The 14,839-nt window shown below is 62.4% G+C and carries 13 protein-coding genes and 1 tRNA gene; 7 read left to right on the forward strand and 7 right to left on the reverse strand.

Annotated features, from left to right (window positions below):
- Positions 1–4: 4 nt before the first annotated feature.
- A complete protein-coding gene (locus tag NKJ84_RS11460) occupies positions 5–925 on the reverse strand; it encodes a carbohydrate ABC transporter permease (RefSeq protein WP_352506571.1) in 921 nt (306 codons plus the stop codon).
- A gap of 20 nt (positions 926–945) precedes the next feature.
- A complete protein-coding gene (locus tag NKJ84_RS11465) occupies positions 946–2,214 on the reverse strand; it encodes an ABC transporter substrate-binding protein (RefSeq protein WP_352506532.1) in 1,269 nt (422 codons plus the stop codon).
- A gap of 257 nt (positions 2,215–2,471) precedes the next feature.
- Between NKJ84_RS11465 and NKJ84_RS11470 the strand changes: the two genes are divergently transcribed.
- Both NKJ84_RS11470 and rnd read left to right on the forward strand, forming a co-directional pair.
- Positions 2,472–3,719 (forward strand): MFS transporter, encoded by a 1,248-nt coding sequence (locus NKJ84_RS11470; RefSeq protein WP_352506533.1) that lies wholly within the window; start codon positions 2,472–2,474, stop codon positions 3,717–3,719.
- Between the two features lie 73 nt (positions 3,720–3,792).
- On the forward strand, positions 3,793–4,944 hold the full coding sequence (rnd, locus tag NKJ84_RS11475; RefSeq protein ID WP_352506534.1) for a ribonuclease D: 1,152 nt from the start codon (positions 3,793–3,795) through the stop codon (positions 4,942–4,944).
- 12 nt (positions 4,945–4,956) lie between these two features.
- On the opposite strand, the gene NKJ84_RS11480 is transcribed toward rnd, so the two are convergent.
- Genes NKJ84_RS11480 through guaB form a run of 3 tightly spaced genes read right to left on the reverse strand, consistent with a single transcriptional unit; the run spans position 4,957 to position 7,478 of the window.
- On the reverse strand, positions 4,957–5,376 hold the full coding sequence (locus tag NKJ84_RS11480; protein WP_352506535.1) for an MAPEG family protein: 420 nt from the start codon (positions 5,374–5,376) through the stop codon (positions 4,957–4,959).
- Between the two features lie 28 nt (positions 5,377–5,404).
- The gene (locus tag NKJ84_RS11485) at positions 5,405–5,944 is read right to left on the reverse strand and encodes a hypothetical protein (protein WP_352506536.1); all 540 of its coding nucleotides are present in this window, start codon (positions 5,942–5,944) and stop codon (positions 5,405–5,407) included.
- Between the two features lie 31 nt (positions 5,945–5,975).
- Complete coding sequence (gene guaB / locus NKJ84_RS11490; RefSeq protein WP_352506537.1) at positions 5,976–7,478, reverse strand: IMP dehydrogenase; 1,503 nt, start codon at positions 7,476–7,478, stop codon at positions 5,976–5,978.
- Positions 7,479–7,772: 294 nt separating this feature from the next.
- Between guaB and NKJ84_RS11495 the strand changes: the two genes are divergently transcribed.
- Positions 7,773–9,194 carry an MFS transporter gene (locus tag NKJ84_RS11495; protein ID WP_352506538.1) on the forward strand — a complete coding sequence of 474 codons (1,422 nt, stop codon included), beginning with the start codon at positions 7,773–7,775 and terminating at the stop codon, positions 9,192–9,194.
- 212 nt (positions 9,195–9,406) lie between these two features.
- Here the strand turns inward: NKJ84_RS11495 and NKJ84_RS11500 are convergent, their stop codons facing one another.
- On the reverse strand, positions 9,407–10,117 hold the full coding sequence (locus tag NKJ84_RS11500; RefSeq protein ID WP_352506539.1) for an RlmE family RNA methyltransferase: 711 nt from the start codon (positions 10,115–10,117) through the stop codon (positions 9,407–9,409).
- 58 nt (positions 10,118–10,175) lie between these two features.
- The gene (locus tag NKJ84_RS11505) at positions 10,176–11,606 is read right to left on the reverse strand and encodes a Ppx/GppA phosphatase family protein (protein ID WP_352506540.1); all 1,431 of its coding nucleotides are present in this window, start codon (positions 11,604–11,606) and stop codon (positions 10,176–10,178) included.
- Between the two features lie 290 nt (positions 11,607–11,896).
- Between NKJ84_RS11505 and NKJ84_RS11510 the strand changes: the two genes are divergently transcribed.
- From NKJ84_RS11510 to NKJ84_RS11525, 4 genes are all read left to right on the forward strand, one after another.
- Entirely contained in the window at positions 11,897–12,829 is a 933-nt protein-coding gene (locus NKJ84_RS11510) for a lysylphosphatidylglycerol synthase domain-containing protein (protein ID WP_352506572.1), read from the forward strand.
- Positions 12,830–12,948: 119 nt separating this feature from the next.
- A tRNA-Gln gene (locus NKJ84_RS11515) sits at positions 12,949–13,022 on the forward strand.
- 193 nt (positions 13,023–13,215) lie between these two features.
- Positions 13,216–13,653 (forward strand): hypothetical protein, encoded by a 438-nt coding sequence (locus NKJ84_RS11520; RefSeq protein ID WP_352506541.1) that lies wholly within the window; start codon positions 13,216–13,218, stop codon positions 13,651–13,653.
- 456 nt (positions 13,654–14,109) lie between these two features.
- Positions 14,110–14,808: an NYN domain-containing protein gene (locus NKJ84_RS11525; protein WP_352506542.1), complete on the forward strand. Its 699-nt coding sequence runs from the start codon at positions 14,110–14,112 to the stop codon at positions 14,806–14,808.
- Positions 14,809–14,839: the final 31 nt, after the last annotated feature.

The raw sequence follows: 14,839 nt of genomic DNA on the forward strand, positions 1-14,839 counted from the left end.
ATGATCAATAGTCCTTGTCCAGTCTTATCCGGCCGAGCCAAAGAACGAGCATGGTCAGTAGGGCGAGGATAAGGAAGAGCAACGTCGAGGCGGCGGAACCGGAAGCGAATTTGTCGAACTCAAACAGGCTCTCGCGGGCAAACACCGACATCGACTTGGTGTGTATGTTGTTTGGCGTAAGCACGTAGATCAGATCGAAGATGCGCAGGGCATCGAGACCGCGAAAGATCATGGCCACCATCAACGCCGGTCGGACGAGCGGCAAGGTGATCTTCCAGAAAACTCTCCACGCGCCGACGCCGTCGAGCTTGGCGACCTCGTAGATTTCTTGTGGAAGCATCTGCAGGCCGGCGAGAATGAGAAGCGCCATGAACGGGGTCGCTTTCCAGATATCGACAACGAGGACGGCGACCATCGCCGTGTCGGCGCTGGCGGTCCAGGCGATTTTTGTACTGATCAGGCCGAGCTTGAGCAGGACGTCGTTGATGATGCCGAACTGGTCGTTGAGCATCCACTGCCACATTTTCGCCGAGACGATCGTCGGGATGGCCCAAGGGATTAGAATCGCGGCGCGCACGATGCCGCGGCCGCGAAACCTCGTGTTGAGCACCAGCGCGACGATCATGCCGAGCACCGTCTCGCAGGTCACCGAAATCACCGCGAAGCGCACGGTGTTCCAGACGGCGCGCCACCAGACCGGATCGGCGAGCAGCCCGTCGTAGATGACGCGGCCGCTCGGCATTTGCACGACGGAGAAATAGTTGGCGAAACCAACCCAGCGGCGGGCTTCGAGGTCGGCGAGCGAGGCATCGGTGAAGCCGAAATAGATCGTGCGCATCAACGGCCAGCCGGCAACGGCGGCGAGCACGATGAGCGTCGGGGCAAGCAGCAGCCATGCCGAGCGCGCACGCTGACGCGCCAGCATCGAGCCTGAGCGCGGCGAGGTCACCAGGCGGTGCCTTTGAGCCTGGTCAAGGAGAACTCCACATCGGCAAGGTTGTCGGCGGCCGTGCCCTCGCCGGAAATGGTGTTGTGGACGGCGGTCCAGAACTCGCTCGATGCCTCATTGTACCTGCTCTTGGCTTGGGCCGAGGGACGCGGCACCGCGTTGAGGACGACTTCCTTCCAGCGCGGAATCACCGGCTGGGCGCTGGCGATGTCGGCATCGTCATAGAGTGCCTGGATGGTCGGCAGATATGCCCCCTTCAAGGCGCGGTACTTCTGCATCTGCGGCGAGGCGATCCATCTGACCAGATCGATCGCTGCATCCGGGTTCTTCGAATATCTGGAAACCGCGAGATTCCAGCCGCCAAGCGTTGCTGCCGGGCGGGCGCCCTCGCCCGACCCCGGCGGCAGCGTGGTCACCTCGAACTTGCCTTTGATGGGGGAGCTTTCGCTGTTGCCAAGCGCGTAGGCATAGGGCCAGTTGCGCATGAAGACGGCGTTGCCGGTCTGCCAGACTCCGCGCGACTCTTCTTCCTGATAGGCCAGAACGCCGGGCGGCGAGATGGTTCCCACCCAGCTCCTCGCCATTTCCAGCGCCGCAACTGCTTGCGGATTGTTGATGGAGATCGTGCCGTCCGGCTCGATAATCTGGCCGCCGCCGTTCGACTTCACCCATTCGAGTGCATCGCAGGTCAGCCCCTCATAGGCGTTGCCCTGGAAAACGAAACCCCACATGTCCTTGTTGCCGGCCGCGCGCTCCTTGTCCATGACAAGCTTGGCGGTATCGGCAAGTTCAGCCCAGTTGGCCGGGACCCTGGCGCCGTATTTGTCGAGGAGATCCTTGCGGTAGTAGAGCGCCGGAGCGTCGGTGAATATCGGCAAGGCGACCAGCTTGCCGTCCACGGTCTGCGATTTGATGATCGATGGGAAATGGGTGCCAACGACATCCTTGGTCGCTTCGGTCAGGTCGATGAACTGCCTTGCAAGCTGGGGGGCCCAGATGATGTCCGTTTGATAGACGTCGACGTCGCTGCTTCCGGCGGCGAGCCAGAGCCGGTATTGGCCAAACTGGTCCGTCGCCGAGGGAGGCAGCGGAACGACGCTAACCTTATTGCCGGTCTTCTTCTCGTATTGATCGAGGATCTCGCGAAGGATTCTCTGGCCGTTGCCGGTATCGCCGGATACCATGGCGAGGTCGACAGCCCGCGCCGGCCCGGCCGCCAGAACTGCGGCCATGGCAAATGCCGCAAATGCGGGATGAAATTTCATGACGGCGGACCTCCCTTTGGAGCTTCAGGCCGGGCAGCAGAAACCACATCGATGCCCAACACCGTCTCCGCACACCGCCAGCTCACAAGACGCGTATTCGCCCCACCAGCACTGAACTACAAAGATACGCCTTGGTTCCAACACGGAGGGTCCGGCGCCACGCGGCAGCCCCCCGCTGGCCCCAACGCCGCCGGGAATTGCCGCTGGTATTGGCGAAGGCGATGGTTCAAGAAGGGATCAACGACAGGCTTTCCTTCATGTCTTCCATCCGCCCGCTGATCCCCCTCCTGATCGCCGCCGGCATCCTGCTCGGCGGCAACGGCCTGCAGAGCACGTTGATTGCGCTGCGTGGTGCGCAGGAGGGTTTTCCCGCTTCGTCGATCGGCTTGATGGGCACGTTCTATTTCGCCGGCTTTTTGCTCGGCTGCCTTGCCGTGACGCCCATCATGAAGTCCGTCGGCCATGTGCGCGCCTTTTCGGCACTGGCGGCGATCGCCTCGGCGGGGACGCTGCTTCTGGTGCTTGTCATCGATCCGGTGATGTGGTGCGCCGTGCGCTTTGCCGGCGGGTTCTGCTTCGCCGGCTTGTTCACAATAATGGAAGCCTGGCTGAATTCCGGCGTCACCAACACCGACCGGGCGCGGGTGCTTGCCGTCTACCGGATGGTCGACATCGGCTCGGTGACGGGCGCCCAGTTCCTGATCCCGATCTTCGGCGCCGGCGGCTTTGCCATCTTCGCCATCATGTCGATGATGATCACCGTTTCGCTGGTGCCGGTGTCGCTCGGCGACCGCTCCAATCCGACGCCGCCGGACGACGTCAAGCTCGATTTGGCGCGCGTCTGGCGGATCTCGCCGCTCGGCTGCTTCGGCTGTATCGCCGTCGGCGTCACAAACAGCGCCTTCCGCACCCTGTCGCCGGTCTATGCCGAGCAGATCGGCATGTCGGTCGCCGACGTCGTCACCTTCGTCAGCGTCGGCATTTTCGGCGGCGCTATAATCCAATACCCGCTCGGCTATCTCTCCGACCGCTGGGACCGGCGCTCGGTGCTGCTGATGACGACGTGCTGTGCGATGGTGGCGGCACTGGCCCTGGCATTCGTGGCAGGCGGCAGCCCGTTCCTCAACTTCCTGCTCGTCTTCATCTTCGGCTGCTTCGCCATGCCGCTCTATTCGCTGTCGGCGGCGCATTCCAACGACCGCGCCGACAAGGGCGAGTTCGTGCTGATCAACGCTGCCTTGATGCTGTTTTATTCCTTCGGCGCCATCGGCGGGCCGTTTGCAGCCTCGACGGTGATGCAATTTTTCGGGCCGAGCGCGCTGTTCGTGTTCAGCGCCACCGTCTATGCGATCTTCGTGGCCGTCATCCTTTACCGGATGCAGGCGCGCTCCGCCGTGCCGGCCACCCATCGCAGCCGTTTTACGGCGCTGTTGCGCACGTCTACGGTTTTTGCCCGGTTGGCGAAGCGGAATGCCGATCCCGATGAACCCGCAAAGCCTGGATAGAGGTGCTTGCGCTTGACGAAAGCGCGCGCGGCTGAAATTGAAAGAGACCCTATCCCTTGCCAAAAGCGATTTGATGCACGTCATCACCACTCAGAAAGAACTCGAGACCGTTATTGCCGCTTTCGAAAAGGCGGAATTCGTCACCGTCGATACCGAATTCATTCGCGAAACGACCTTCTGGCCGATCCTGTGCCTGATCCAGATGGCAGCGCCCGGGGTGACGGCGCTGATTGATCCGCTGTCGCCCGACATCGACCTGAAACCGTTCTTCAGGCTGATGGCCAACGAGGCGATCGTCAAAGTCTTCCACGCGGCGCGGCAGGACATCGAAATCATCGTGCATCTCGGCGATCTTGTGCCGCATCCGGTGTTCGACACCCAGGTCGCGGCAATGGTCTGCGGCTTCGGCGACAGCGTTTCCTACGACCAGCTGGTGCAGCGCATCACCGGCGCGCGGCTCGACAAGTCCTCGCGCTTCACCGATTGGCGCCACCGTCCGCTGTCCGAAAAGCAGCTCGACTACGCGCTCGCCGACGTCACCCACCTGATCGAGGTCTACAAGCATCTCAGCGCCGAGCTGGTGCGGGAAAACCGCGCCCACTGGCTGAACGAGGAGATGGACGTGCTAACCTCGCGCGAGACCTACGATCCGCATCCCGAGGATGCCTGGAAGCGGCTCAAGATGCGGCTGCGCAAGCCGCAGGAACTGGCGATCGTGCAGGCGGTGGCCGCCTGGCGCGAACGCGAAGCGCGCGAGCGCGACGTGCCGCGCGGCCGGGTGCTCAAGGACGATGCGATTTATGAAGTGGCGCAGCAGGCGCCGCGCGACGCTGCGGCGCTGAGCAAGCTGCGTACCACGCCGAAGGGCTGGGAGCGCTCGTCGACGGCGACGGCACTGCTAGGCGCGGTAAACGCTGCCCTTGCCCTGCCCAGGGAAGAGATGCCGAAGCTGCCGAAGAGCTTCCAGCCGCCGGAGGGGTCGAGCGCCGCTGCGGAGTTGCTGAAGGTGCTGCTGCGGATCGTCGCCGAAAAGGAGGGCGTCGCATCCAAGGTACTCGCCTCCAGTGACGACATCGACCGCATCGCTGCCGAGGGCGAGGAAGCCGACGTGCCGGCATTGCAAGGCTGGCGGCGTGCCGTCTTCGGCGAGGCCGCGCTCAAGCTGGTGCGCGGCGAACTCGCCATCAGGTTCGACAAGCGCAAGATCGCGGTGTTCGATTTGTAGCCTTGAGCTTGCTCAGACTAAGCCGAGCAGATGCAGCGCCAGCCATATCCAGCCAAGTGCGAGAACGACCGCGCCCAGGTAGAATGCCCTGCTGCGCAGGATTAGCCGATTGCTGGTCAAGTGGACCGATGCGTGAAGATAGCGGGAGACGACAAAGATCCACATCAGTGCCAAAGTCAGATAATTGACGCCATTGGTCACGTGCAGCGTCAAGCATAAGACGTAGAAAAGCACCGGCAGTTCGAACTGGTTGCTCAGATTGTTGGCGACGGTGATACTGGACCCAGGCTCCGTCGAGCGCGTCTTGAACTGGCGGGTCTTGGCTTCGCCCGATCTGACCGCGCCATGGCGGCGCCGGCCCATTACGACATAGACGATATAGACCAGCAGCACCTGCGCCAGCATCGGCCAGAAGATCGCGGTCTGGTTCAAGACGCCCCCTGTCGTTGTCACCCAGCCTTCAAGGCCGTTTCTGAGCCATCAGAATGAAAGCCGCAATGACGGTCACTGGTATCGCCAGCAGGGCGAATTTGGTGACGATCAGCGCCGAGGCGAAGGATAGCGAATCCGGATTGGCCGACAGAAAATCGGACAAAAGACGAGCCACGGCGATGTTCTGGGCATAGTCGGCAAGCGTGTACGGCAGCACCAGCACAGCTGCAAATGCCGCCTGCGTTTGCGCAGGCAGTGCATGGAAATTCTTCAGCCGCCGGCCCGTGGCCAGGATCAGGCTGACCATCGTCAGCGACAGCAGCGCCGGAAACAGCAGGTCGAAGGTCAGGTAATGCCAGACGAGGATAATCTCGCTGCCGCGCCGGCCGAGAGCCGTTAGCCAGGCCATGCCCTCATCCGGGGTGAAACCGGCATAGCGCATGTCGAGCGACGGCAGACCGCCGCTCAATCGGCGAAAATAGAGGAACTCCATCGCCGTCATGATGATGAAAACCGCCACTGTGGCGACACTGAGTGCGGCCGCGTGGCGCGACAGCCGCAGGATCATTGCCGCCAGATTGCGCCAAGACGCATGGCGATCAGGCTCCGCCAGGATAATTCGGGCTTTCGCGGGTAATCGTGACGTCATGGGCGTGGCTTTCACGAAGTCCGGCATTGGATATCCGCACAAAAGTGGCGCGCTCGCGGAAATCGGCAAGGTCGCGGCCACCGACATAACCCATAGCGGCTTTCAGGCCGCCTGCAAGCTGGTGCAGCACGCCAGACACAGGTCCTTTGTACGGCACCTGCCCTTCGATGCCTTCGGGGACCAGTTTCAGCGTGTCGCGCACCTCGGCCTGGAAATACCGATCGGCGGAGCCGCGCGCCATCGCGCCGACCGAACCCATGCCGCGATAGGCTTTGAAGGAGCGGCCCTGATGCAGATAGACCTCGCCGGGGCTCTCGTCGGTGCCGGCCAGCAGCGAGCCAATCATCGCCGCGCTGGCCCCGGCGGCCAGCGCCTTGGCGAGATCGCCCGAATATTTGATGCCGCCATCGGCAATGACCGAAACGCCCGATTTCTGCGCCGTCTCGACTGCCGACATGATTGCCGAGAGCTGCGGCACGCCGACGCCGGCGACGATGCGGGTGGTGCAGATGGAGCCTGGTCCGATGCCGACCTTGACCGCGTCGGCGCCGGCATCGATCAGCGCCAAGGTGCCTTCCGCGGTGGCGACGTTGCCGGCCAGGATGCGAACCGAGTTGGACAGCTTCTTGGCCCGCGTCACGGCATCCAGAACGCGCTGCGAATGACCGTGCGCGGTGTCGATCACCAGAAGGTCGACGCCGGCGTCGATGAGGCGCTCGGCCCGCTCGAAACCGTCATCGCCGACACTGGTGGCGGCGGCGGCGCGCAAGCGCCCCTGCGCATCCTTGGTGGCGTGCGGGTTGAGCTGCGACTTCTCGATGTCCTTGACCGTGATCAGCCCGACGCAATTGCCGTCCCGATCGACCACAACCAGCTTCTCGATGCGGTGCTGATGGAGCAGCCGCTTGGCCTCGTCCTGATCGACGTTCTCCTTGACCGTGATCAGGTTCTCGCGGGTCATCAGCTCATAGACCTTTTGCGCCGGATCGGACGCGAAGCGGACGTCGCGGTTGGTCAGGATGCCGACGAGCCGGTCGACCGTGTGGCCGCCGGTGCCGCCGTTCTCGACCACCGGAATGCCCGAAATGCTGTAGGTGCGCATCAGACCCAGCGCATCGGCAAGCGTCGCCTCGGGACCGATGGTGACAGGGTTGACCACCATGCCGGATTCGAATTTCTTCACCTGCCGCACCTGCTCGGCCTGTTCGGCCGGCGAGAAATTGCGGTGGATGACGCCTATGCCGCCGGCCTGGGCCATGGCGATGGCGAGTCGCGCCTCGGTGACCGTGTCCATGGCGGCCGACAGGATCGGCACGTTGAGGTCGATGTCGCCGGCGATGCGGGTGCGGATGTCGGTCTCGCCGGGCATGATCTCGGAATGACCCGGCTGCAGCAGCACGTCGTCAAAGGTCAGCGCCAATGCGCCGGTGGACGTCTCGATGATTTTTGCCATGGCCAGCCCTCGGAATGCAGGAAAGGCGCTCGCCCTGATGGACAGCGCCGACTCGTCTTCTTCCCTTTCAGGATTGGCGCTGGCTCGTAACACGTCCCGTGGCCGTTGAAAAGCCGATGGTTGTGTAGTGGCGAAGCTGCATTTTGCCTCAGGGGCTGCGGGACTTGCGGTCGCACAAACGTGACAGCAAATTAATGCGACATCCGGGCCAAGCCATGATAACCGCCCTACCTGTCGGTTTGGCCCCCAGGGCCAGCAAGCAATCGCGACGCACATTTCAAGGCCGGATCCATCGTGAACCGCACCATTCCGCTTATCCTGGCGGTCGCTCTATTCATGGAAAACATGGATTCGACCGTCATTGCGACATCGTTGCCGGCGATCGCCATCGACATCCACACCAGCCCGATCGCACTCAAGCTGGCGCTGACCGCCTATCTTGTATCGCTGGCGATTTTCATTCCGATCAGCGGCTGGATGGCCGACCGCTTCGGCGCCAAGAATGTCTTCCGTGCCGCGATCGCCGTGTTCATCGTCGGTTCGGTCGCGTGCGCCATTTCCAATTCGCTGCCGGCTTTCGTGGTGTCACGTTTCCTGCAAGGCATTGGCGGCGCCATGATGACGCCGGTCGGACGCCTGGTGCTGGTACGCGCGACGCCGAAAAGCGAGCTCGTCGCCGCCATGTCGTGGCTGACTGTCCCGGCTCTGGTCGGCCCGCTGGTCGGCCCGCCGGTCGGCGGCTTCATCACGACCTATTTCTCCTGGCACTGGATTTTTCTGATCAATGTGCCGATCGGGCTGATCGGCATCTGGTTGGCCACGCGTTTCCTGCCGAAGACCGACGCCGCGCAGACGCCGCCGCTCGATCTCATCGGTTTCGTGCTGAGCGGGCTGGCGGCATCGGGCATTGTGTTCGGCCTGTCGGTGGTCAGCCTGCCGGCTCTGCCGCCCGTTGCCGGCTTTATCACCGTTGCCGTCGGGCTGACATCGGCGGTGCTTTACCTGCTGCACGCGCGCCGCGCCAAGAATCCGCTGCTGGCGCTCGAGCTGTTTCGCAATCGGGTGTTCCGCTCGTCGGTGCTCGGCGGCGGACTGTTCCGCATCGGCATTGGTGCCGTACCTTTCCTGTTGCCGCTGATGTTCCAGATCGGTTTCGGGCTGACGCCGTTCCAGTCCGGCATGATCACCTTCGTCTCGGCGATCGGCGCGATAGGCATGAAATTCGTCACTGCCCTGATCTTCAGGGTCGCCGGCTTCCGCCGGGTGCTGATTTCAGGCTCGCTCATCGCAGCCGCGTCCATCGCCATCAACGGCCTGTTCACACCCGACACGCCCTATGGGCTGATCCTCGCCATGCTGCTCGCCGGGGGCTTCATCCGGTCGATGTTCTTCACCGGCATCAATGCGCTTGCCTACGCCGAGATTTCGGCCGCCGACACCAGCAAGGCCACGCCGATCACGGCGGTGTTCCAGCAGTTGGCGATCGCACTCGGCGTGGCGCTGGCCGGCGGCATCCTGGAAGTGTCGACCAATATCCATGGCGGCCCGCTGACGCTGAGCGACTTCCACACCGCCTTCTTCATCGTAGCGGCGGTGTCGGCGGCAGCCTCGCTGTCGTTCATGCGGCTGGCGCCGGACGCCGGCAATGCCGTGTCTGGACATGGCCGGTTGACGCCGCCGAAGACGCTGGAGCCGGTGAGCCCGCCGGGGAGTTGAGGAGTGGCGCCCTCCACCGCCGGCGGGACGGCACCCCCCTCTGGCCTGCCGGCCATCTCCCCCTCAAGGAGGGAGATTGGCAGCTTCGGCACTGCACTCACTCTTCACGGTCGAAGGTTTGCGAAGGCCGCGATGACATCCGATCTCCCCCCTTGAGGGGGAGATGTCCGGCAGGACAGAGGGGGGTGCGAAGGATCGCTACAGAGCGACTTTTACGCTGTGCCGTTTCCGCCCTTAAAATCCTTCGCCAGCAAATACAGCTCCACCGATTCGTCGCGTGAGGCCGGCGGCTTGACGTGATGGACCGAGCGGAAATTCCGCTTGAGTCTCGCCAGCAATTCGTTCTCGGCGCCGCCCTGAAACGTCTTGGCGAGGAAATGTCCGCCAGGCTTCAATACCGACAGCGCGAAATCGGCCGCCACCTCGCAAAGATGCATGGTGCGGATGTGGTCGGTCCGTTTGTGGCCGGTGGTCGGTGCGGCCATGTCGGAGAGCACGATGTCGGGCTGGCCGCCCAACGTCTGGGCCAGCTTCTCCGGCGCCTGCGGATCGAGGAAATCCATCAGCAGCACCGGCGCGCCCGGCACCGCGTCCATCTCCAGGTAATCGATGCCGACGACGTTCGGGTGTTCCGCGGTAGATTTGGTACGTGCGGCGGCGACCTGGCACCAGCCGCCGGGTGCCGCACCAAGGTCGATCACCTTCATGCCGGGCTTGAGCAAATGGTGCTTGTCGTCGATCTCGATCAGCTTGTAGGCGGCGCGCGAGCGATAGCCGTCGGCCTTCGAGCGCTGGACATAGGGATCGTTGATGTGGCGCTGCAACCAACGGCGCGACGATTCCTTCAAGCCGCTTTTCTTCTTGATCTTCGTCTTCAGCACGCGAATGCCGGCGGAGCTCGGTCTTTCCGGTTTTTTGGTCATTGCTTGATTACTTGTTTGAGCATGATCTTGTCCGAAAACCGGCAGCCACTTTTCGGGATCATGCTCTGCCTCGCCCGCTGTTGCGCCAGACGCCGTCATCGGCCATCAACTCGCTCAGTATGCCCTCGCGCAGGCCGCGGTCGGCGACACGCAGCCGTTCGGACGGCCAGACGGCGCGGATCGCCTCCAATATGGCGCAGCCGGCCAGAACCAGGTCGGCGCGGTCGGCGCCGATGCAAGGGTTGGCGACGCGCTGCTGGAAATCCCAGCCGACCAGCTTTTCGACCATGCGGTCGACGCTGTCGCGATCCATCCACAACCCGTCGACGCGGCGGCGGTCGTAACGTTCGAGATCGAGGTGGACGCCGGCCAGCGTCGTCACTGTGCCCGAGGTGCCGAGCAGATGGAATTTCGGGCTGGACAGGAGGTGGCTCAGCCGGTCGCGCCCGTCGAAGGCGCGCAGCCGCATTGCGACATCGTCGACCATGGCGCCAAAGATCTCGCGCGTCACCGTGCGGCCGCCAAAACGCTCGGCCAGCGAGACGACGCCGACCGGCAGCGACGTCCACGAGACGATATGGTTGGCGAGCCTTGGCGAGCGCTGGCCGGTAAGGTCGATCAGCGCGATTTCGGACGAGCCGCCGCCGATGTCGAACAGCACGACGCCTTGCGTGTCGCGCTCGACCAGCGAGCCGCAGCCCGACACCGCCAGCCGCGCCTCGGTCTGGCGGTCGATGATCTCGAGCTTCAGGCCGGCCTCGCGCTCGACGCGTTCGAGGAACTCGACGCCGTTGGCGGCGGTGCGGCAGGCCTCGGTAGCGATCAGCCTGGCCTTCCTGACCTTGCGATTGCGCAATTTGTCGCCGCAGATCTTCAGCGCTTCGACCGCGCGATCCATTGCAGCCTCGCCGAGCCGGCCATTGGCGGTGAGCCCCTCACCCAGCCTGACGATGCGCGAGAAAGCGTCGATGACGCGGAACTGGCCATGACGCGTCGGCACCGCGACCAGCAGGCGGCAATTGTTGGTGCCGAGGTCGAGCGCGGCAAACACCGGCAATTCCTGCAGCGGTGGCGGCGTGCGGGCACCTTGCCCCGGCCTTGGCAAGGCTGGAGGCAATTGCGCGATTGAAGCCGATTGCGCGATCGAGGACTGGGGCGCGATCGAAGCCGCTGGCTGGGGCTGGCGAGCGGCCGGGGCCCCGCCGGCGGCGGGCACCGAAGTGCCTGTTATCACCGGACGAGCCTCGTCGCGTGCGAAAACCTTGCGCCCGCGCCGCCGCTTGCGCCGCTTCTTGGGTTTGCCGTTCTGATGCGGGCCGTTCTGACCCTTGTGATCGTGGGACGTGTCGCCAGCCTGTCCATTGCCGGACCGGGGCTGCATCTGACGGCCGTAGCGTCCGGCGGCTGGGTTTGCCTGGCCGGATGGCGGCGGCGAACCCCTGGACACGCCCACTTCCGGCGCACCAGCGCCGGCTTCGTGGTCTTCCACTGTCGTTCCTTCCGGCGCCGCGCGAACCGGAGACCGGACGCAGCAGGCGCTTTTACATGTTCAAGTTGCGGCCAGACTATCAGCGCCGGGCCGGATCACCAAGAGTGCAAGGGCCGAATTTTGCCGACGGCGTTGTCTCGCCCTGCCCTCGGCCCGATGATGACGAGCGTTCCCGGTTGAATAGCCGGCTTCAATGAGGCATTTCTGAAATGAACCATTCGGGACCGCCGGCGGTTTTCCTGCTGCGAACCGGAAAACGGGTACGGGCTGCAACGCATGATCGTCAGGTAATGAACTGGAGCCGCTATTTCTGGCCCGTCATCGGGATCGCCGCGGTGGTGTTCTCGCTGTGGCTGTTGCTGCACGAATTGCGCGGCATCTCGCTCGACGATGTCTGGGACGGCATCGTCGCCATCCCGGCGCGCGGCTGGGTGCTCGCGGCGCTGAGCTCGGTCGTCGCCTATGCCTCGCTCGCCGGCTACGACCACATCGCGCTTCTGCACATCGGCAAAAAAGTGTCGTGGCTCTTCGTCACCTTCTGCTCGTTCACCACCTACGCGCTGTCGCACAATATCGGCGGATCGGTGTTTTCCGGCGCGGTGATCCGTTACCGCGCCTACGGCACCAAGGGCCTGACCGGCCAGGATGTCGGCGTTCTGGTGGCGATCTGCTGGATCACCTTCGTGCTGTCGACACTGTTCGTCTCAAGCATCGTCCTGCTGCTCGAGCCTGAGGTGATCGACCGGTTTTCCGGCACGCCGCATCACCGGCTGGCGCAGGCGGCCGGCCTTGCCATGCTGCTGGTGGTGGCGGCCTATGTCTTCGGCAGCTGGCTGCATCTGAGACCACTCAGGATCGGCAGCTTCCAGTTGCACTACCCGGCGCTGCCGATTGTGGCGCGGCAATTGCTGGTCGGCCCGATCGAGCTGCTGGCGGCGGCGGCGATCATCTTCTTCGCCCTGCCCGCCACCGGCAATCCCGGCTATTTCGTCGTGCTCGGCGTCTTCCTGGTGTCGTTCTCGATCGCGCAGATCTCGCATGCGCCGGGCGGGCTCGGCGTGTTCGAGGTGGTGTTCCTTGCGGGCTTGTCACATATGGACCAGGTCGGCGTACTGGCGGCGCTCCTGGTGTTCCGGCTGTTCTACCTGATCATCCCGCTGCTGATCGCGCTCGGCGTGGTGCTGTATTTCGAGCACTCGCAATACAGCCGCAGCGAGAATTGAAGGCGCGGGAAGACGACGATTGAACCCAGACACAGGGTTGACTCTTTTCCGGCGGCGGCTACAAGGGCCGCGCGGCGACATCGTCGCCCTGCCGCGCGGTTTTCAACAGCCGCGCCTGCTGGGGAATAGGTTAACGGTAGACCCACGGACTCTGACTCCGTTAGTCCTGGTTCGAATCCAGGTTCCCCAGCCAGTCTTCTTTTATTAAATAAAAATAGCTGCTTAGCAGAAGTTCGGAAATCGCAACCGGACCAGTTTTCCGGCGCATAACCGGATCATTAGCTACTCTTCCCTCGCGCGATGCTGGATGCATGGTTTTGATGCACGCCTGCATTGCACCTTAGCGCTGCTTGAACCAAATTAGCGAAGGCAGGGAGGCGACTACAATGAATGCCGGAAGACTAGATGAAATTTGGAACCAGCAGGCAATTCCAGTCATCTTGCGTAGGGATGGCTGGCACGAAAAACTGAGGGTAAGGTTGCCAAAGGCCGGTGACAACCGGAAGTCGATCAACAGCCTTGGGAAGTCTTACGCCGTGTGGATGCACGGCGGATCGTATTGGGAATTGCCAAAGTCATGGTTCAACAACTTCGTTAATCAAGCACTCGTGCGCTACAAAAGCCTCTACGCGATCCAGCCCTACCGCGAACAAGAAAAATGCGCGCCGGCCTGCATGAATGCTACCGGCCATGAGTGCGAATGCTCATGCATGGGGGTCAACCATGGCGCGGGCAACGATGGAAGTTGGTTCGAAGTGTCGGACACGTTCGCCACGCGGTGGCATGAGCGCGAGCTTGCTTGTCGGTTGATGACAGCCAAATAGACAAGGGAAGAGGGCGAGATGCGTGTTTTGATAATCTGGGTCATGGGCATCGTTTCACTATCGATCATTGGTTCGCTCATCGGATTCGCGCTCACCAAGGAGCATGCGGGCAGTAACGCTGGCGCGATTGCGGGGGCCTGCGCATTCACATGTTTGCGCTTGTGGTTTAGCCCGCCTTCTCAAAAATCCAACTGAGACACTACCGGATCGGGGTGCCTCAGTTTGAATTTCAGCCCACGACCTATTGCGGACAGAAGGCGGCACTCCTACCACGTGCGCGATAGGTCGAATTTGGCAACTCATAGGGGATGAAGGTGCGATGATCTTTGGAGGGGGCCATGCACCAAGGAGCGAGAATACCTTTTTGTCGACGGTGGTTGCCTGCGAGCAAGCGTCAGGAAGATTTGTCAGGATTTATTTGGGGATGCGATCGCCTATCAACCGTATGTCCCAGCGATGGCAAGTGGGGCATACGACAAGATCTTCTTTTACGATGCTGTTCCGGGCAAGGCGCATGGAGAAGCCCAGGGCGCGTATGAAGCTCGTGTGCAGCCAGACTACGATCGCCTTGCGAAAATTCAGGCGCTGGATCGTGTCCACCTTGCACTTGGGCAAATCGTAGGGGCTGATAAGCGACAAAAAGGCGTCGATGTTAGACTAGCAGTTGATATGATGACCCACGCTTTCCGAGGCAACATATCGAAGGCAACACTGTTTGCGGCCGATTCCGATTTTGTTCCTCTCATCAAGTCCCTGGTCAGCGAGGGATTACATGTAACTCTCTGGCATCCCCCGCAGGCGAACGCTGAATTGAAGGGCGCGGCAGATAGCACGCGCCTATTCGATTTCAAGGCTAGCCACGATTGCATGACCGTTGATGGTCAGCAGTCGGCATTCCGATTTGGGGCATCTGGCGGTGGTTCGATGGTGCCTGCGAACGATGCATTGGATAACATTGTGACCGTGGGTGAACATGCGTACGCCGGTCGTTGGCAAGGTGGCACTCTGAGAGTTTGGCGCAGCGGTCCCGGAATAGGTTGGTCCTACGTGGATTTTTTGGCACCTGGCGCCAGCTTGGCGAGAGCGCTAACCGCGTTCGATTTGATATATCCTTGGGGTATTGCGGCCACAGGTGAGGACTGGATCGAAGTCTAGCCGCCTGTCTCCTTACCTACCACAGCCAAAA

The sequence above is a fragment of the Mesorhizobium sp. M0048 genome, assembly GCF_040323405.1.
Lineage (GTDB): Bacteria > Pseudomonadota > Alphaproteobacteria > Rhizobiales > Rhizobiaceae > Mesorhizobium.